Source organism: Paenibacillus urinalis (assembly GCF_028747985.1).
Lineage (GTDB): Bacteria > Bacillota > Bacilli > Paenibacillales > Paenibacillaceae > Paenibacillus > Paenibacillus urinalis.
Window position 1 is genome coordinate 2,055,018 of the sequence record NZ_CP118108.1, and the last position, 18,153, is coordinate 2,073,170.

Annotated in this window: 19 protein-coding genes; all 19 read left to right on the plus strand. The window is 46.6% G+C overall.

All coding sequences use genetic code 11. From position 1 onward, the window contains the following. Positions 1–22: 22 nt before the first annotated feature. The 19 genes from PUW25_RS09565 (at position 23) to PUW25_RS09655 (ending at position 18,103) form a co-directional block, all read left to right on the plus strand. Complete coding sequence (locus PUW25_RS09565) at positions 23–1,510, plus strand: flagellar hook-length control protein FliK (RefSeq protein ID WP_274336951.1); 1,488 nt, start codon at positions 23–25, stop codon at positions 1,508–1,510. 21 nt (positions 1,511–1,531) lie between these two features. Then, on the plus strand, positions 1,532–2,053 hold the full coding sequence (locus PUW25_RS09570; protein ID WP_274336952.1) for a flagellar hook capping FlgD N-terminal domain-containing protein: 522 nt from the start codon (positions 1,532–1,534) through the stop codon (positions 2,051–2,053). Next, positions 2,050–2,436 (plus strand): TIGR02530 family flagellar biosynthesis protein, encoded by a 387-nt coding sequence (locus tag PUW25_RS09575; protein WP_274336953.1) that lies wholly within the window; start codon positions 2,050–2,052, stop codon positions 2,434–2,436. Before PUW25_RS09570 ends, PUW25_RS09575 begins: the two co-directional genes overlap by 4 nt. 84 nt (positions 2,437–2,520) lie before the next feature. Continuing rightward, positions 2,521–3,336: a flagellar basal body rod protein FlgG gene (flgG, locus tag PUW25_RS09580; protein ID WP_047909715.1), complete on the plus strand. Its 816-nt coding sequence runs from the start codon at positions 2,521–2,523 to the stop codon at positions 3,334–3,336. Positions 3,337–3,399: 63 nt separating this feature from the next. Then, positions 3,400–3,624, plus strand: coding sequence for a flagellar FlbD family protein (locus PUW25_RS09585; RefSeq protein WP_274336954.1), 225 nt, complete (start codon positions 3,400–3,402; stop codon positions 3,622–3,624). 1 nt (position 3,625) lies between these two features. Then, positions 3,626–4,090 carry a flagellar basal body-associated FliL family protein gene (locus tag PUW25_RS09590; RefSeq protein ID WP_047909713.1) on the plus strand — a complete coding sequence of 155 codons (465 nt, stop codon included), beginning with the start codon at positions 3,626–3,628 and terminating at the stop codon, positions 4,088–4,090. 47 nt (positions 4,091–4,137) lie between these two features. Next, positions 4,138–5,136, plus strand: a complete 999-nt coding sequence (fliM, locus tag PUW25_RS09595; RefSeq protein WP_047909712.1) for a flagellar motor switch protein FliM — start codon at positions 4,138–4,140, stop codon at positions 5,134–5,136. Next, complete coding sequence (fliY, locus tag PUW25_RS09600; protein ID WP_274338602.1) at positions 5,126–6,421, plus strand: flagellar motor switch phosphatase FliY; 1,296 nt, start codon at positions 5,126–5,128, stop codon at positions 6,419–6,421. The genes fliM and fliY overlap by 11 nt, the downstream gene beginning before the upstream one ends. Positions 6,422–6,451: 30 nt before the next feature. Next, positions 6,452–6,817 (plus strand): response regulator, encoded by a 366-nt coding sequence (locus PUW25_RS09605; protein WP_047909710.1) that lies wholly within the window; start codon positions 6,452–6,454, stop codon positions 6,815–6,817. A 9-nt stretch (positions 6,818–6,826) separates the two neighbouring features. Beyond that, entirely contained in the window at positions 6,827–7,318 is a 492-nt protein-coding gene (locus PUW25_RS09610; RefSeq protein ID WP_047909709.1) for a FliO/MopB family protein, read from the plus strand. After that, on the plus strand, positions 7,315–8,073 hold the full coding sequence (gene fliP, locus PUW25_RS09615) for a flagellar type III secretion system pore protein FliP (protein WP_047909708.1): 759 nt from the start codon (positions 7,315–7,317) through the stop codon (positions 8,071–8,073). Before PUW25_RS09610 ends, fliP begins: the two co-directional genes overlap by 4 nt. A gap of 35 nt (positions 8,074–8,108) precedes the next feature. Beyond that, a complete protein-coding gene (fliQ, locus tag PUW25_RS09620; protein WP_047909707.1) occupies positions 8,109–8,378 on the plus strand; it encodes a flagellar biosynthesis protein FliQ in 270 nt (89 codons plus the stop codon). Between the two features lie 11 nt (positions 8,379–8,389). Next, positions 8,390–9,178, plus strand: a complete 789-nt coding sequence (gene fliR, locus PUW25_RS09625) for a flagellar biosynthetic protein FliR (RefSeq protein WP_205053362.1) — start codon at positions 8,390–8,392, stop codon at positions 9,176–9,178. Positions 9,179–9,212: 34 nt separating this feature from the next. Beyond that, positions 9,213–10,322 carry a flagellar biosynthesis protein FlhB gene (gene flhB / locus PUW25_RS09630; RefSeq protein ID WP_047909706.1) on the plus strand — a complete coding sequence of 370 codons (1,110 nt, stop codon included), beginning with the start codon at positions 9,213–9,215 and terminating at the stop codon, positions 10,320–10,322. Beyond that, a complete protein-coding gene (flhA, locus tag PUW25_RS09635; protein ID WP_047909705.1) occupies positions 10,322–12,355 on the plus strand; it encodes a flagellar biosynthesis protein FlhA in 2,034 nt (677 codons plus the stop codon). The genes flhB and flhA overlap by 1 nt, the downstream gene beginning before the upstream one ends. Then, on the plus strand, positions 12,352–13,653 hold the full coding sequence (gene flhF / locus PUW25_RS09640; protein ID WP_047909704.1) for a flagellar biosynthesis GTPase FlhF: 1,302 nt from the start codon (positions 12,352–12,354) through the stop codon (positions 13,651–13,653). Before flhA ends, flhF begins: the two co-directional genes overlap by 4 nt. Then, positions 13,646–14,554 carry a MinD/ParA family protein gene (locus PUW25_RS09645; protein ID WP_047909703.1) on the plus strand — a complete coding sequence of 303 codons (909 nt, stop codon included), beginning with the start codon at positions 13,646–13,648 and terminating at the stop codon, positions 14,552–14,554. Before flhF ends, PUW25_RS09645 begins: the two co-directional genes overlap by 8 nt. Before the next feature lie 31 nt (positions 14,555–14,585). Next, positions 14,586–16,010, plus strand: a complete 1,425-nt coding sequence (locus PUW25_RS09650; protein WP_047909702.1) for a protein-glutamate methylesterase/protein-glutamine glutaminase — start codon at positions 14,586–14,588, stop codon at positions 16,008–16,010. A gap of 23 nt (positions 16,011–16,033) precedes the next feature. After that, positions 16,034–18,103 (plus strand): chemotaxis protein CheA, encoded by a 2,070-nt coding sequence (locus PUW25_RS09655; RefSeq protein WP_047909701.1) that lies wholly within the window; start codon positions 16,034–16,036, stop codon positions 18,101–18,103. Positions 18,104–18,153 lie beyond the last annotated feature (50 nt).

Below are 18,153 nucleotides of genomic sequence, written 5' to 3' on the forward strand. Positions count from 1 at the left end.
TTGAAAGGAGGTGAAAAAAGAAATGATATCTTTCTTGCCGCAAATGGCGATGACACAGACTACCGAATCAACAACAAGCAGTACACTTGCAGGAAGCAGCAGCGGAACGGGAACGAGTACGCAGCCGTCCTTTTTGGAACAGCTTCAGGGAATGATGGGGACCACTTCATCTTCTGGCAGCAGCACATCTGACGTCAATCAAGCAGGACTGTTTGCTTTCATGGCCGCAGCCGGAATTACGGCTTCCGAGGAGGAAATGAATCTGGCAATGCTGGATGAGTCAGAGCTCTTCGCAGCAGCAGAACAGCTGATTGAGAACCTGATCAAAGCACTGGAAGAATCCAAAGAGGAGCTTCTGCTAGAGGATTCAGAATTATTAGCCGATTTGAATGCTTGGCTCTCGCAATTCATGAATGCATATTACCCAGCGGCTCAGGAAGGTAGTGAATCAACGGATTCTACTTCACAGCAAATAGTCAATATCCTGGCTAATGATCCGAACACGATCCAATATGCGGTGCAAGAGGCATTGCAGCAAGTGGTTGAAGCAAGCGGGAAGATGAGTTCAGATGGACAAGCACTGGAGCAGCAGAGCCTACATACAGAGCTGATTACATCTCTCAAGAATCTATTACAAAAAGCAGATATAAATACAGACCCTCTAGAGAAATTACAGGTCGTAACAGAGCAAATAGCAAATGTCGTGAATATGCCTTCCAATAAGGATGCTGTGGTCCAGAATGCCAGCTCTACATTAATGGAGCAGCTGCTCAAAGCCGCAGGTGAGGACAGCTCGAGTACCGTTAGCAACGCAGAGGACTCCAATCAGGTCACCGACAAGGAAGCGGTTAAGGTTGTTCCAACCGAAGCTTCGAAGACCGGCATCGTTGAAGAGGCGGACTCTTCTGCACCAACTTCAGATGGTGAACAAGGGAAGGATAACGAGCCTACGACAGCGGGTCAGCTCGTACTGCGCAGTGGTAATGTGCAAACACCCGTTGCAAAATCTGAGCTGGCAATACCTGCAGGGCAGTTTGTGAAGGATATGTCTGAGTTTGTCATTCAGAAGTTTGAGTTTGTTAAACAGAACGGCGTAGCGGAAGCGGTAATTTCACTGCGGCCGGAGCATCTAGGCCAGGTTGATGTTCAGCTGTCCATGCAGAATGGACAACTCGTTGCCCGGTTTATGACAGAACAGGTGATGGCCAAGGATTTGCTCGAGCAGCAGATCACTCAGCTGAGAGCCACACTCCAGGCTCAGGGGATCCAAGTCGAAAGACTGGAAGTCACACAGAACACATCACTATCCTCTCATATGTATCAGGATGGCGGAGGTTCTAACGGACAGTCCGGTGGAGAACGGAGATCCAGGGAACGTGAGCAAAGAGATGAAGATGCCATTCAGGCGGTAGAGATGCAGGATGAGCTTCGAACATGGATGAGAGAACAGCAAGGACTGGAGGTCTTCCCTTCAGCAGAAGGTACCCAAGGCTTTACAGCCAAAGCTTGATAGGAAGTGAGGTGGTAACGAGTGGCAGACATAATCTCAACATCGAATATATGGCCGAACTATTCGGCGGGCAATGTGGCCGCAGCCAGTAGAAAATCAACGCAGGAGATGGGCAAGGATCAATTCCTCAAAATTCTTATTACCCAGCTGCAGAATCAGAACCCGATGCAGCCGATGGAGGATAAAGAATTTATCGCTCAAATGGCACAGTTTACTTCAGTTGAACAGCTAACCAATATTTCAGGCCAGCTGGAGAGCTTGGCACAATCTCTTGGTGCAGCATCCGGATTGATTGGCAAAAATGTAAGCTGGATCGGAGAAAATGCGGAAACAGGAGAATCGGGTGTGCTTACTGGACAGGTAGAGTCCATCATGATTCGTGATCAAATTCAGTATGCAATGATCGGTGATGAAGAAGTAGCCCTTACAGACATCATACAAATCAGTGACCCAGCACCAGCAGAGGGAGAAGAAGTGCAGCAGCCAGATGCAGAGCTCGCCGATGAAGAATCATCTGAAGATCAATCCGGTACACAGGTATGAGTGACATTTTAAGAGTAGGCCAGCTGTATACAGGACCGGTTTCACCCGGAAGCCTTCGAGATGTCAACAAGAAGAGCACGAGCTCCTCAGCGGCAGGAACTTCTTTTCAAGAACTGTTAAATCAGGAATGGGTCAAGCTCAGTCATCATGCCTCCAAAAGGCTTGCACAGCGTGGAATCGAGCTCGGGAATGAGCAGCTGATGATGCTCGGTGATGCAATTGACAAGGCAGCTGCAAAAGGAGCAAAGGAAACACTGGTGCTGATGCAGGATACGGCCTTTATTGTGAATGTGCCGAACCGCACAGTGGTAACCGCGGTGAACGGGGATTCCATGAGTGACAATGTTTTTACTCAGATTGACAGTGCAGTAATTGTATCTTAACCGGCTGGCCCTAAACGGAGAGCCTTCATGCCGTGGACCGACTGAAGCGGCAAAAAAAACTGAACAATAGAAAGGTAGTGCGAGATGCTGAAGTCTATGTATTCCGGAGTGTCCGGAATGAGAGGATTCCAAACCAAGCTTGATGTGATTGGTAACAATATTGCGAATGTGAATACCACCGGATTTAAATCCAGCCGGGTTATGTTCAAGGATATTATGAGCCAAACGATTTCCGGAACAACTGCTCCAACGGATGAGAGTGGAGGAGTGAATGCGAAGCAGGTAGGTCTTGGGGTGAGTGTAGGCTCAATTGACACAATGCACCTTGCAGGATCAGCTCAAACGACAAACAATCCTACGGATTTGCGTCTCGAAGGCAATGGATTCTTTCTGGTAGGTCTTACGGATGGTCAAGAACCACCTTATCTTACACGTGCTGGTGATTTTCATGTGGATGCAAATGGAAATCTTTTGACATCTGACGGATTGTTTGTTTTTGATTCCGATGGAGCGGCAATCGTGATCGACCCTGAAGTGGTGGCCTTTTCAATCGGTCAGGATGGCATGATTAATACACAGCTTGCGGATGGAACGATAGCTGCCGATGTTCAGCTGGGGATCGGACTTGTCGCCAATCCTGGCGGTCTTGAGAAAATGGGAGGCAACCTGTACCGTATGACCTTGAATGCCAATCCCGAAGGAGAACTTGAAATCGTTACTGCCAATGATGCTGAAGCAGGTACTGGAGCGATTGTTACAGGACAGCTGGAAATGTCTAACGTCGATCTTACGGGTGAATTTACAGAAATGATCGTGGCACAGCGCGGATTCCAAGCGAATTCACGTATTATTACAACCTCTGATGAAGTGCTTACTGAAGTAGTAAACCTCAAGCGTTAATAATTTGATAGCTTAGGGGAGGCTGACAGCTTCCCTTAGGCACTTAAGCGGGAGGAGAACCCCATGATATTAGTGACGAGATTAAATGGTTCATCCATGTGGTTAAATGCGCTGCTCGTAGAAACTGTAGAAGAAACACCGGATACATACATCACTCTCGTTACAGGTAAACGGTTGATTGTATTAGAAAAGGCAGACGAAATCATTAACAAGATCAAAGAGTATAACGGTGAAATAGGCATACATGCAGCAACGATAAAAGTGCAGCAGCAAACGGAGGATTCCTAATATGAAAAAGATGTTACCCTGGCTTTCTACGATCATGCTTGGTATTACCCTGATCGTGCTTGCTGTGGTTCTGTTAGTAGATCGGACAAATGCAGATGAGAGCTCAAATCAGGAAGTGGCTGAAAGTACAGCGACGAAGCATTTATCCGCAGATGAAATCGTAGAGCTGACTTCAGAAATTACAGACATCAAGACCAACCTTGCAGGATATACGAATATTGTTCAATTGAACCTCGCATTCCAGGTGAACTCCAAGGAAGCTAAAGAAGATTTTGAGAAAATTAAGGAAATTCAGATCAAGCCAGCCATCCTGCAGAAGCTGGCTGATACTCAGCCTGAGCAGCTTGAGTCCGGCAAGAACCGTGATTTGTTCCTGAGTGAGCTCACGGAGCTGATTAATAAGGAACTGCCAAGCGGCAGAGTTACGGAAAGTAAAATCACTTCTATCGTGGTAGCAGGCTTGTAATGCAGCTTAGGTAAGTTCATTTTTATTTCTGCAAGGGGGTGAGATAAATGGTTGATGTACTTTCACAGAATGAGATAGATGCCCTCCTCGCTGCTCTTTCCTCTGGGGAGATGGATGCTGAAGAGCTCAAGAAGGAAGAAACCGCGCGAAAGATTAGATCCTACGATTTCAAACGTGCTGTACGCTTTTCGAAGGATCATATTCGAAGCTTGACACGTATACATGAGAACTTTGCGAGATATCTGACCACTTATTTTTCAGCACAATTACGAACTTTTGTTCAAATTAATGTTGTTCAGGTTGAGCAGCTTCCTTATGACGAGTTTATCAGGTCCATACCGAAGATGACGATCTTGAACATTTTTGAAGCGGAGCCGCTCCAAGGCAGAATGGTGCTTGAAGTACACCCCAACGTTGCATACGCGATGCTGGATCGTTTATTAGGCGGGCCTGGAACTTCTTCAGCCAAGACAAGCTCGATGACTGAGATTGAAACTACCATTATGGAACGAATATTCAGCAAGGCATTTGACAGCCTGCAAGAAGCGTGGAAGACGGTACTTGATATCACACCAAGAATGGAAGCACTGGAGACGAATCCGCAGTTTATGCAGATTGTTTCTCCGAATGAGACCATTGCTCTTATTTCGCTCAGTACCAAGATCGGTGACACCACGGGAATGATTAACTTATGTATTCCGCATGTGGTAGTTGAACCGATCATGTCCAAGCTGTCGACGCATCAGTGGTTCATTTCTGAGAAAAAATCGAGAGCACCTGAGGAAGTAGTAGCGATTAAAGAAAGAGTTAAAAAAGCGAAATTACCGATCATCGCAGAACTGGGTGAATCAAATATTTCCATAGCAGAGTTTCTATCCTTGAATGTCGGAGATGTCATTACATTAAATAAGCCGGTTGAGGAAGGGCTGACGATCAAGGTGGGGGAACGGGCTAAATTTATGGGAAGTCCCGGTACACTAAGAGATCGAGTGGCCGTGCAGATCGATGAGATTCTGATTGAAGGAGTTGAAGAGCTTGACGAGTAAAGATTATTTGTCCCAGGAAGAAATAGATGCTCTATTGAAGCAATCTGAATCCATTTCCAGCGGAGAGCCTGTAATCAAGACGGTTGACGATTATCTCACACCGCTGGAGCAGGATGCGCTGGGCGAAATTGGTAACATCACTTTCGGGAGTGCGGCAACAGCACTGTCCACCTTGCTCGGGAATAAAGTAGATATAACAACACCTAAAATTTCGATAATTAACAAGTCGCAGTTTGAAGAGGAGTTCCCCAAGCCGCATGTCACCGTACATGTTACGTACGTAGATGGATTTGAAGGAATTAATTCCCTGGTGATCAAAAAGCGCGACGCGCAGGTGATCGCGGACTTGATGCTTGGCGGTGAAGGGAATCCGCAGGATGAGGAACTGAATGAAATTCATATCAGTGCGGTTCAGGAAGCAATGAACCAGATGATGGGATCTTCAGCTACCTCCATGTCCACTTTGTTTAATCGTTTTGTAAATATTTCGCCTCCAAGCATCGACATTTTGAATATGTCCAGCGGCGAAGGACTTAACAATTTTCCAATGGACGAAACGCTGATTAAAGTATCCTTCAGGCTGCTCATTGGAGATTTGATCGATTCGAACATTATGCAGCTGTTAAGAGTGGATTTTGCGAAAAATATGGTTCATATGCTGATCCATGGTTCATCTGATCCTGTGGAAGAAGCAGCCACTGAAGTTGTTGCAGCGGTCGAGGAGATCACTGAACCGGCACCACCGGCTCAGGCAGCGCAGCCCCCGGTGCAGACTCCGGTGCAGGAGCATCCGAATAGTATGCCTTCTCCACCATCTCAACCGATGCAGATGCCAGGCATGCCATACCAGGACCCTTGGCAGGGACAAGCGCCGATGCCGCCAATGCAGCAGCAGATGCCGCAGCAAATGCCGAATATGCAATATAACGAACCACAACATTACGGAAATATGCACGCTCGCGGTGTAAATGTGCAACCTGTACAGTTCGCAAACTTCCACAATGGAAATTTTGGGCAGCAAAGCGACAATAATTTGAATTTATTGATGGACATACCGCTTAAAGTCACCGTAGAATTAGGAAGGACCCAGAAGCAAATTAAGGATATTTTGGAACTATCTCAGGGATCGATTATTGAACTGGACAAGCTTGCCGGTGAACCTGTAGATATTCTTGTAAACCAGAAGCTGATCGCTAAGGGCGAGGTCGTTGTTATTGACGAGAACTTTGGTGTACGTGTAACAGATATCATCAGTGAATGGGACCGACTACAGAAAATACAATAAGCACAATTTTTGGGGAGGATTTTAACTAACATGGCAAATCGAATTCTAATCGTGGACGACGCAGCATTTATGAGAATGATGATTCGAGACATTCTGACAAAAAACGGGTTTGAGGTTGTTGGAGAAGCACAAGATGGAGCACAAGCTATTGAAAAGTATAAGGAGCTTCGTCCTGACTTGATCACCATGGATATTACCATGCCAGAAATGGACGGTATTGCTGCATTGAAGGAAATTAAAAAAATCGAGCCTAATGCTAAAGTTATCATGTGTTCTGCAATGGGACAGCAGGCAATGGTTATTGACGCCATTCAGGCTGGTGCGAAGGACTTCATCGTGAAGCCGTTCCAATCCGATCGTGTCATCGAAGCGATTAACAAGACGTTAGGTATTTAATCGAAACCGATGGAAACCAGTTATTATGGCCAGCTGCTATGGGTAATTGTAGTCCTTATTGCGATCATTGCAGCCATCGTGCTGCTCGTACGCTGGCTGGGTCGTAAGAACCAACACTTTTTCCAGAAGAAAGCGATGAGAATTGTTGGCGGAGTCGGGCTTGGACCGAGCAAATCCATTCAAATCGTTGAGATAGGCAGTAAACTATATATCCTTGGGGTTGGTGAGGATATCAATGTTATTGATACCTTAGCTGATCCCGAGGAGATCAGTCAGCTAATGAAGCAATTTGAGCTTGAAGGAAGGGAAACAACATCAATCCTCTCAACAATTGAGAATCTGAAGACCCGGCTTAACCGAGATCGGGCCAAGTCTCAAGAAGTTGATGAAGCTGACTTTAAGCAATTGTTTGAACAGAAACTTCAAGAAATGCCAGATCGCAAGGAACAGATGGAAGACTGGCTTCAAGAAGATACTAGAGATCGGTCGAGGGATTCATGAATAAGAAGATTGTAGTTGCATGTCTGTTGTGGGTGTGCCTGACGGTATTCAATGGTACAGAGGCCTTTGCGGCACAGCCGATCCCTGATATCTCTATCGAGTTCGGGAATACGGAAGGCGAAGAACCGAGCACAAGCGCATTATCTATTATTTTACTCATTACGGTATTAAGCATTGCACCTGCAATTCTCGTATTAATGACAAGCTTTACTAGGATCGTTATCGTCCTGAGCTTTGTCAGAACGTCGCTCGGTACGAACCAAATGCCGCCGAACCAAGTGCTCGTCGGACTGGCCCTTTTTCTGACCTTGTTTATTATGTCTCCAACCATATCACAAATGAATGAAGTCGCACTCCAGCCTTATCTGAGAGGAGAGCTTACTCAGACGGAAGCACTGGAGGAGGCAGCCGAGCCGATGAAGGAATTCATGTTCTCTCATACGAGAGAGAAGGATCTGCTGCTGTTTATGGAATATACCGGAGCGGAGCAGCCCGAGTCCTATGAGGATATTCCCTTACATGTACTTGTTCCGGCCTATGCCATAAGTGAATTAAAAACTGCATTTCAGATGGGCTTTATGATATTTATTCCATTTCTAGTCATTGATATTGTCGTGTCGAGTGTACTTATGGCGATGGGGATGATGATGCTCCCGCCGGTCATGATATCACTGCCCTTCAAGATTCTTCTCTTTGTTCTGGTGGATGGCTGGTATTTGGTCGTAAAATCTCTGTTATTAAGTTTCAGTCCTTAAACTAGGGCGCATCTAGACATTGGAGGCAAGCGGCCATGACATCCGATTTTATCATTGAACTGGCAGGGCAAGCGATTTTTATCGCACTGGAAATCAGTGCGCCAATGCTTGTATTAGGGCTTGTAGTAGGTCTTATTATCAGTATTTTTCAAGCGACGACACAGATCCAAGAGCAGACACTGGCTTTTGTTCCCAAGATTATTGCGGTGCTTGTGGCGCTGTTGTTATTTGGGCCATGGATACTTGCAACAATGGTCGATTTCACATTTAACATTTTGGATAATCTTCATACTTATATCGGGTAGGCATATACAACATGGAGATGATGCTTCAAGGTTTTTCTGTCGCTCTGCTTATTTTTTGTCGAATTACAGCATTTTTTGTAGCAGCACCTATATTTTCTACGCCAGGGGTTCCAGGGGTATTTAAGATCGGAATATCTTTTTTTATTACCGTTATTGTGTACCTCACATTTGGCTTAGATCAGTCGATTCCGATGGATGGTCAATATATTCTGCTCATTGTGAAAGAAATACTGATGGGGCTGCTGCTCGGCTACATCGCACTACTCATGATTACAGCGATACAAACAGCAGGTGCATTTATCGATATTCAGATCGGGTTTGGGATGGCGAATGTCTACGACCCGATGACAGGCGCAGCCGCTCCTTTGACAGGGAATGTGAAGTATGCCTTTGCTGTTCTGTTATTTCTGACCATGAACGGTCATCATCGAATGCTGGATGCAATTGTGTACAGCTACGAGTGGGTACCGCTGGTAGGTAATGATCTGTTTGCTGCAATGGCAAGCGGGAATATCGCGGAATTAATCATAACCGCTTTCGCTCAGGCGTTTATGCTCGCATTTCAGCTGGCAGCACCTCTTGTTGTCGCTCTGTTTATGACAGATGTGGGTCTCGGCTTCTTGGCAAGAACTGCGCCGCAGTTCAATGTGTTTGTCATTGGTGTTCCGTTAAAAATTCTGGTAGGACTTGCGATGATGCTGGTCACCATACCAGGCCTGTTATATTTATTTGAAAATTTGTTCGCAGTCATGTTTGAAGCTATGCAGGGAGTACTGGAAGTGATTAAACAGGGAGCTTAAGGCTTGAATCTGCGGGGCGGGGGTAGTAGCAGCAATGAGATTTAAACTGGACCTGCAGATGTTCTCAGGGGAGAAGACGGAGAAGGCTACCCCGAAAAAACGTCAGGAATCTCGTAAAAAGGGCCAAGTGGCCAAAAGTATGGAAATATCCGGAGCGGCCATTTTACTCTCCTGTTTCATGTGTCTGCTCATCTTTGGTGAATTTTACAAAGAACGCATCGCAGACGCCTTTAGGGATATCTTTGTTAACAGGCTGAATATGGAAGTAACAAGCGAGAACGTAATGGTTATGTTCGGGCAGTTTGGAATGGAGATTCTTATCCTCCTTGCTCCGATCTTTGCCATCGCGGTGATCATCGGTTTTGCGGCCAATTATATTCAGGTTGGATTTTTGCTGACAGGCGAAGGGGTAACACCCAAATTCAGCAAGCTGGATCCGATCAAAGGCTTCAAGAACATCTTTTCCATGCGAGCCCTCGTGGAACTTTTGAAATCCGTTCTTAAGCTCGTCATTATTGGCTATCTGGTTTACGACATCCTGTGGGGTGCACGTGATGAATTCGCCGGCCTCAGCCTGTTATCACTCGATGGGATCTTGAAATTCGCCGCGGAAATGACGCTGGACCTTGGAATCAATATTGGCGCAGCCTTATTTGTACTATCTATTCTCGATTACATGTATCAGAGATATGAGCATGAGAAGAACATTAGAATGTCCAAACAGGACATCAAGGATGAGTATAAGAAGATGGAGGGAGACCCTCTCATTAAAGCGAAAATTCGCGAACGGCAAAGACGCATGGCGATGCAGCGGATGATGCAGGAAGTTCCCAATGCGGACGTCATCATTACGAATCCTACTCACTTTGCAGTCGCTTTGAAATATGATGGCAATGAAATGGAGGCTCCTACTGTTATAGCGAAAGGCGCAGATCATATGGCGCTGCGTATTCGGGAGATTGCCAAAGAGCATGGAGTGGCGCTTATGGAGAGCAAGCCTCTTGCCAGAGCTTTGTTCCAAAGGACTGAGATCGGGGATTCCATTCCGGCAGATCTCTTCCAGGCTGTCGCTGAAATTCTAGCCTATGTTTACAAATTAAAAGGAAGATCGAATCATAAGGGGAATCGGAGGCATGGAAACTAGTGAAAATTAAAGACCTATCAATCCTGATCGGGATCATCGGCATCGTGCTAATGATGATTCTCCCTATTCCTGTTGGACTACTTGATGCATTATTGGTTATCAACATCGCTATAGCCTTGGTTATTTTGCTGGTAGCGATGAATACGAAGGAAGCTCTGGAATTCTCCATATTCCCTTCCTTGCTGCTTGTGACGACTCTATTTCGTGTAGCACTTAACCTTGCAACGACAAAGCACATTTTACAGGATGCTTATGCGGGTCAGGTTGTGGCCACTTTCGGAAGCTGGATCTCTGGTGGTCAGCCGGTTATTGGTTTTATCGTGTTTCTGATCCTGGTCGTCGTTCAATTTATTGTCATTACGAAAGGTTCGGAACGCGTAGCAGAGGTCGGAGCTCGGTTTACGCTCGACGCAATGCCCGGGAAGCAAATGAGTATAGATGCGGATCTCAACGCAGGACTTATTAATGAGCATCAAGCAAAAGATCGCCGAAGTAAAATTGAACGCGAAGCGGACTTTTACGGTGCGATGGATGGTGCGAGTAAGTTTGTTAAGGGAGACGCGATTGCCAGTATTGTTATCCTGCTGATCAACCTTGTCGGCGGATTTATTATCGGTATGGTAATGATGGGTATGAGCTTTGCTGATGCGTTGTCGACTTACTCACTGTTAACGATTGGAGATGGATTGGTCAGCCAGATCCCTGCACTGCTCATCTCTACCGCATCCGGGATTATCGTTACGCGTGCAGCTTCTGACGGTACAATGGCGGACGATATTACATCCCAGCTATTCTCCTATCCGAAGCTTCTCTATATTGTAGGAGCGACAGTAGCATTTCTAGGGTTCTTCACACCCATTGAGTTGATTACGACACTGCCGCTTGCGTTAATTCTCTTCTTCGCAGGCTGGAAGATGCAGCAGAATTTGAACAAACAGCAGATTAGTGATGAACAGATGGAAGAAGAGCAGCAGATTGAAGAGGTGCGTAGTCCGGAAAGTGTAATTAACCTGCTGCAAGTGGATCCGATCGAATTCGAATTTGGATATGGACTCATTCCTTTAGCAGATACAGGACAGGGTGGAGATTTGCTCGATCGTATCATCATGATTCGAAGACAATGTGCTCTTGAGCTGGGACTCGTCGTTCCAGTGATTCGGATAAGAGACAATATTCAATTAAGACCAAGTGAATATGTGATCAAGATTAAAGGAAATATCGTCGGGAGCGGCGAGCTTCTGCTCAATCACTATCTGGCGATGAGTCCCGGATATGATGACGATTCTATAACCGGGATTGAAACAACCGAGCCTGCTTTTGGCCTTCCCGCGTTATGGATCGATGAAGCAACCAAGGATCGGGCGGAATTGTCCGGCTATACCGTTGTAGATCCACCTTCGGTTGTGGCAACGCATTTGACCGAAATGATTAAGAAGCATGCACATGAGCTCCTGGGTCGTCAGGAAACAAAGGCTCTTGTGGATAACTTGAAAGAGAATTATCCTGCACTGGTTGATGAGCTGATTCCATCTGTTCTATCCATTGGAGATGTTCAAAAAGTATTGGCTAAACTTCTGCGTGAGAAAATCTCGATTCGAGATATGGTGACGATCTTTGAAACGCTCGCAGATTACGGTACCTATACGAAGGATCCGGATGTACTTACGGAGTATGTCAGACAAGCTCTATCCAGACAGATTACACAGCAGTATACCCAAAAAGGGGAGACGATGCGGGTTATTACGGTTGGACCGAATCTGGAGAAAAAGATCGCCGAGAGTGTCCAGCAGACGGAGCAAGGGAGCTATCTGGCGCTTGATCCGGTATCCAGTCAGACGCTGTATCAGAAGCTGATGGAGCAAGTGAATCGATTGATTCAGACGGGTCAACAACCGATTGTGCTTACTTCACCGACAATCCGGATGTATTTGCGGCAATTGATCGAAAGAACGATGCAGGATATACCGGTGTTATCCTACAGCGAACTGGAGCCTAATGTTGAAATTCAAAGTATCGGGGTGGTTAATCTATGAGAGTGAAAAAATATATAGTGGATACCATGCCCGAGGCCATGAGCCTGATTCGCAGTGAGCTGGGATCGGATGCAGTCATCTTATCGACCAAATCGATCAAGACAGGCGGCTTTGCCGGACTGTTCCGCAAGCAAAAGATAGAGGTTGTAGCGGCGGTTGAGGAGCCGGCAGCTTCAGTGTCAGCAGTAAATCTGCAAGCAAGTCCCCCGGCCGCTCAGGCTCAGCCAAGACCCATACCAAGAGCAATGGCCCCAGATGCTTACCGCAAAGTGGCAGATGGTATGAATAACGGAGAACAAGCAGCGGCCAAGGAAAAACAGGAGGATGTGAAGCAAGAGAATCCGTCCTACAGAGGACCACGTTCATCAGTCCTTTCATCAATCCCTGTTCAGGAGCCGCACCCGGAAGGGGCGGATTTTTCCGCTTCTACCGATCAAGCTCTGCTAACTGAAATACAGCAGTTGAAGCAGATGATGACTTCCTTTGCTAAGCGAGATGCCTATGAAGCCATGCTGCCGGGTAATCTGAATGAGGCTCGTACGAGACTGGTTCAGCAGGGAGTCATCGATGAATTATGGATCAAATGGATTGATGCAGCACAGGAGCAGTGGTCAGAACAGACTGAGCAGAGCGGCTTCGCATTGGTAAAGGAAGAGATAAGAGAGTTCCTTGTGGAGCGAATAGATGCTGGCATTGCGCAGGACACACGTATTGTTTATGTTGCGGGACCTACGGGTGTGGGTAAGACGACGACCATTGCCAAGCTGGCTGCTGAGCAAATGTTTAAGTACAAGCGCAAGGTCGGGTTTGTTACTGCGGATACGTACCGGATCTCTGCTGTTGAACAGCTGAGAACCTATGCCGCAATTCTGGGAGTTCCGCTTGAAGTGGTTCAGTCACCGGCTGATACCAAGCGTGCCCTAGAACGCCTTGCAGATTGCGATCTTATTTTTATGGATACCGCAGGACGTAACTACCGTAATGAAATGCTGGTATCCGAACTGAACAGCCTGCTTCTCGATGAACCCAACAGCGAGATGATGCTAGTACTGAGCCTCACCTCGAAGACAGAGGACATGCTCGTCATTTTGGACCATTTCACCAAATATGGCCTGTCCAAAGTCATTTTTACCAAGATGGATGAAACGGACAGTCTAGGTTCCATCATCAATGTTCTATATCGTTACCCTGTGACGCTGTCTTACATAGCGGATGGCCAGAATGTGCCAGACGATCTTATGGTGCCGGATGCCAAGACGCTTTCAGATTGCATAATGGGAAGTGATGAGAATGAGTGATCAGGCAGCATCTCTCAGAGAACTGATGGCAGCAAGGCCCATTCCGAAGATTACGGAAGAGAACCGCGTTAAGAAGCCAGCAGCTAAGAAACAGGCTAAATTGATTGCGGTAGCAAGCGGCAAGGGTGGAGTAGGGAAATCCAATTTCACTTTAAACCTTGCATTAAAAATTCATGCTGCCGGTAAAAAGGTACTCGTATTCGACGCTGATATGGGAATGGCCAATATAGATGTGCTCATGGGGGTCTCCTCCAAATTCAGTCTATATCATGTGCTGACTAGGGAGAAAAGGATCTCAGAGATTATACAGCTCGGACCGATGGGGCTTCCGTATATCGCAGGAGGATCCGGATTCGTAGAACTTCTGTCTCTAACGGAACAGGATATTGATGCATTCACCACTGATTTGGAGAGCCTGGCTTCGGAAATGGACTATATTTTCTTTGATACCGGTGCGGGATTGTCACTGGAGAACAGAAGCTTTATCGCGGCTGCAGATGAATGTATTGTTGTGACGACCCCGGAGCCCACGGCGATCACGGATGCTTATGCACTCATCAAAATGATGCACAAAATTAACGGTCACAGCCCATTCGGCATCATCGTCAATCGGGCTGAGAACAAGCGCGAGGCCGACCAGGTCAGCTCAAAGATACAGCTGGTTGCTAAACGATTTTTGGGGGCTGATATTCCGTTGCTCGGGTATATCACTGAGGATAGTCATGTGATGCGTGCGGTTAAGAAGCAAACTCCATTTACTACCCTGTATCCGAACTGCACAGCTGCTAAGGATATGGAACGAATCTCGCTGAACTACACGGAGATGGGCAGAACGATATCGAACGGTGGGCAGGGCTTAAGAGGATTTGTTGCCAAGTGGCTGAGGAAAACGGCCCAATAAACAAGATGAAATTACTTTAGAGGTGTCTTACATGTCAGTCTATCAGGTACTAGTGGTTGATGATTCAGCATTTATGAGAAAGATTATAACCGATTTAATTCAGCAGGATCCCTCTTTTCGAGTAGCAGATACGGCTGCGACAGGTGTGGAAGCTGTTGAGAAAGCCAGAAGAATCCGGCCTGATTTAATTACGATGGATGTTGAAATGCCGGAATTAAACGGGCTGGATGCCTTGAAGATCATTATGGCCGAGCAGCCGATTCCGATTATCATGCTGTCAGGCATTAATGAGACCGGTCTCAAAGAAACCATCAAGGCGCTGGAAGCCGGTGCGTTTGATTTTATACGTAAGCCTTCCATTCAATTTCGTCAGGACATTTATGAGGTGGGGGCTGAGCTTCGTAACCAGATGAAGGAAGCCGTACAGATGATGGAGCGTAGAGCACGAAGAGCTGCAGAGAAGGATGAGGCTGCAGCAGCGATGGCTCCACCCTCTGAGGCTTCGGATTCATCTGCCAGGAAAAAGAATAGAGAAAATGCCGCTGTCCACCATAAACTGCCTGAGAAGACGATCGATCAAGAGCCTAAATCTGCGCCTCCAGAGACAACGAGCAAGAATATCCCTGCTCCGAGATCGGCGAAGACCAAGCTGGATGACATCAAGTCCATTACCCAGAGACTGGCACAAGAATTAGAGACAGCCAAAAAAGAAACAGAGAAGAAAGCAAGTCCAAAAGTAAGCAAGACAGAGAGGGAATCTGCCAAACGGCCATCCCATGTAATTAAAACAGAACAGGAAGCCTTATCTCCTGTTATAGCAGCCGAGACGAAGAAATCTAAGAAAGCCGGAGCATTGCAATCTTCTGGTACGTTCAGCAAATTGGTAGCTGTCGGCTGCTCGACCGGGGGACCACGTGCACTAAAGACGCTGCTGTCTCATTTTCCCGGGGATTTTGAGGCTCCGATTGTCATCGTTCAGCACATGCCGCCGGATTTCACCAGATCGCTGGCAGCCCGGCTTGATTCCTTCAGTGAGATTCATGTGGTTGAAGCGGCTCATGGAATGCGTTTGAAGGCGGGAACCGCTTATATCGCTCCAGGCGGCTATCATATGAGAGTTAGGGAGAATCATAATGCGGAATATGAGATCGTACTTGGCAGCGAGGACCCCGTGAATGGACACAGGCCTTCAGTCGATACGTTATTTGAATCTTTACTCCCCTATGTTGCTCTCGAAAGGCATATAGCCATCTTGACGGGAATGGGCAGTGATGGAGCAAGAATGATGAAACGACTCTACGAAGCAGGCGTTACTTCTACTTTTGCGGAGAATGAGGAGACCTGCGTCGTATACGGGATGCCGCGTGCTGCAGCAGAGCTGGGTTGTGTTAATCAGCTGCTCCCGCTTGAGGAGCTGGCCGATAGACTGGTTAAAGCGGTGACTAGAAACGGTTAATTCATAAAAGGAGGGAATACAAAGTGGATATGAATCAATATTTATCCATGTTCATTGATGAGTCTAATGATCATCTCCAATCATTGAACGAAAAGATGCTCGAATTGGAAAATAATCCGGAGGACATCAGCATCGTTCAGGTGATTTTTCGATCGGCCCACACACTTAAAGGAATGGCTGCGACAATGGGATTCGAGGATCTCGCCTCATTAACTCATAAGATGGAAAATGTACTGGATCTGGTCCGCAACGAGAAGCTGACGATGCAGGAGCCAATATTTGATGTTCTGTTCCAGAGCTTAGATGCACTCGAGTCCATGGTTCAGGATATTATGGCAGGTGGAGAAGGCAAGGCTGACGTGTCCGCGATTGTAGATAAGCTGCAGGCGATTGAAAGCGGAGAAGCAAGTATGTCTGATGCTGCATCAGAGATCAGCAGTGCAGATGCATCTTCGAGTGGAGCAGCGTTATCACTTGATGAATTTCAAGCGTCTGTATTAACGCAGTCCATTGCAGATGGGCAGGGTGCGGTGTTTGTGCATGTCACCATCAGTAAGTCAAGTCAGCTTAAATCCGTTAGAGCTTACATGGTATTTGATTTGTTGGAGCGCTCCGGAGAGGTTATTAAGACAGAGCCTTCAGTACAAGAAATTGAGCAGGACCAATTCGATTACGATTTTTCACTATACTACATAACTCAAATGCAACCGGAAGAGCTGCAGCAGGCGATTATGAACATTTCCGAGATTGAGAAGGTAGAAGTCGTACCATTAACAATAGAAATGCTGGGACAGATCTCAAGCAAGGAAGCAGCAGCTTCTGTAGAGATGCCCCTAATCGAAGAGAAGAAAGCAGAAGTTATTAGCAAGGATAAAGGAACAGCTAAACCGACCAAGCCCGCAGCAGGGAAGAGCAATGCGAAGCCTGCAGGCGCTGCCGTTGGAAACCGAACGATCAGAGTGGATATTGAACGGCTTGATGTGCTGATGAATTTGTTCAGTGAGCTGCTGATTGACAGGTCCAGACTGGAACAGCTGGCAAGTGAGCTGGATCATTCCGATCTAATAGAAACAGTCTCTCATATGAGCAGAGTGAGCTCTGATCTGCAAAATATTGTTCTCAAGCTGAGAATGGTACCGGTCGATACTGTATTCAACCGTTTTCCAAGAATGGTAAGGGATCTGGCAAAATCGCTGGATAAAAAAGTGGATTTGGTCATCACCGGTGCTGAAACGGAGCTTGACCGTACGGTAATTGACGAAATTGGCGACCCGCTTGTCCACTTGCTTCGAAACGCCGTAGACCATGGGGTTGAGTCGATCTCCAAGAGGATTGAGGCAGGCAAACCTGAGACGGGAACGATTCAACTAAGAGCCTTCCACAGCGGCAATCATGTATTCATCGAAATCGAAGATGATGGAGCAGGAATATACCGCGACAAGCTGCTGAAGACCGCCATTTCCCGTGGCGTTGTTACAGAAGCTGAAGGGGAATTGATGACAGACGAGCAAGTGTATCAGCTATTGTTCGCTCCTGGATTCAGTACAGCCGAGACGATATCGGATATTTCCGGAAGAGGCGTAGGGCTGGATGTCGTGAAGGCAAAAATTACTGCTCTCGGCGGAAATGTAACCATCCATTCTACACCGGGACAAGGAACGAATTTCTCTGTACAGCTGCCGCTTACGCTATCCATTATCGCAGCGATGCTGATTAGGCTTGGCGAAGAGAAGTATGCTATTCCGTTGTCTTCCATCGTGGAAACCGCCATTATCAAGAAAGAAAAGATCCGCTATGTCCATGGTTCAAAAATGATCAGCTTCAGAGACTCTATGATTCCTTATGTGTCGCTGTCGAAAGTGTTCGATGTCAGCGGATATACCGATGAAGAAGAGGATGAAGTTGAAATTGTAGTCATTCGCAAGGGAGAACAGCTTGCTGCGCTTGCGGTAGACGATTTTATCGGACAGAACGAAATTGTAATTAAGAGCTTAGGTAAATACCTGCCTTCCATACAAGGCATCTCAGGAGCCACGATTCTTGGTGACGGTCAGGTCGCGCTCATTATTGATCCGAATGGCTTCATTAAATAGATTAGGTATTTCATTATTCATAAATGAGAGATTTATCGGTGCTGGGTTCC

Excerpts from the sequence above, each read along its gene's own strand:
- fliQ (WP_047909707.1), top strand. The coding sequence starts at position 8,109 with ATGACATCCGATTTTATCATTGAACTGGCAGGGCAAGCGATTTTTATC.
- PUW25_RS09650 (WP_047909702.1), top strand. The coding sequence starts at position 14,586 with ATGTCAGTCTATCAGGTACTAGTGGTTGATGATTCAGCATTTATGAGA.
- PUW25_RS09565 (WP_274336951.1), top strand. The coding sequence starts at position 23 with ATGATATCTTTCTTGCCGCAAATGGCGATGACACAGACTACCGAATCA.
- flhF (WP_047909704.1), top strand. The coding sequence starts at position 12,352 with ATGAGAGTGAAAAAATATATAGTGGATACCATGCCCGAGGCCATGAGC.
- PUW25_RS09575 (WP_274336953.1), top strand. The coding sequence starts at position 2,050 with ATGAGTGACATTTTAAGAGTAGGCCAGCTGTATACAGGACCGGTTTCA.
- PUW25_RS09645 (WP_047909703.1), top strand. The coding sequence starts at position 13,646 with ATGAGTGATCAGGCAGCATCTCTCAGAGAACTGATGGCAGCAAGGCCC.
- fliR (WP_205053362.1), top strand. The coding sequence starts at position 8,390 with ATGGAGATGATGCTTCAAGGTTTTTCTGTCGCTCTGCTTATTTTTTGT.
- PUW25_RS09610 (WP_047909709.1), top strand. The coding sequence starts at position 6,827 with ATGGAAACCAGTTATTATGGCCAGCTGCTATGGGTAATTGTAGTCCTT.
- flhB (WP_047909706.1), top strand. The coding sequence starts at position 9,213 with ATGAGATTTAAACTGGACCTGCAGATGTTCTCAGGGGAGAAGACGGAG.
- fliM (WP_047909712.1), top strand. The coding sequence starts at position 4,138 with ATGGTTGATGTACTTTCACAGAATGAGATAGATGCCCTCCTCGCTGCT.
- fliP (WP_047909708.1), top strand. The coding sequence starts at position 7,315 with ATGAATAAGAAGATTGTAGTTGCATGTCTGTTGTGGGTGTGCCTGACG.
- PUW25_RS09590 (WP_047909713.1), top strand. The coding sequence starts at position 3,626 with ATGAAAAAGATGTTACCCTGGCTTTCTACGATCATGCTTGGTATTACC.
- PUW25_RS09585 (WP_274336954.1), top strand. The coding sequence starts at position 3,400 with ATGATATTAGTGACGAGATTAAATGGTTCATCCATGTGGTTAAATGCG.
- PUW25_RS09605 (WP_047909710.1), top strand. The coding sequence starts at position 6,452 with ATGGCAAATCGAATTCTAATCGTGGACGACGCAGCATTTATGAGAATG.
- flgG (WP_047909715.1), top strand. The coding sequence starts at position 2,521 with ATGCTGAAGTCTATGTATTCCGGAGTGTCCGGAATGAGAGGATTCCAA.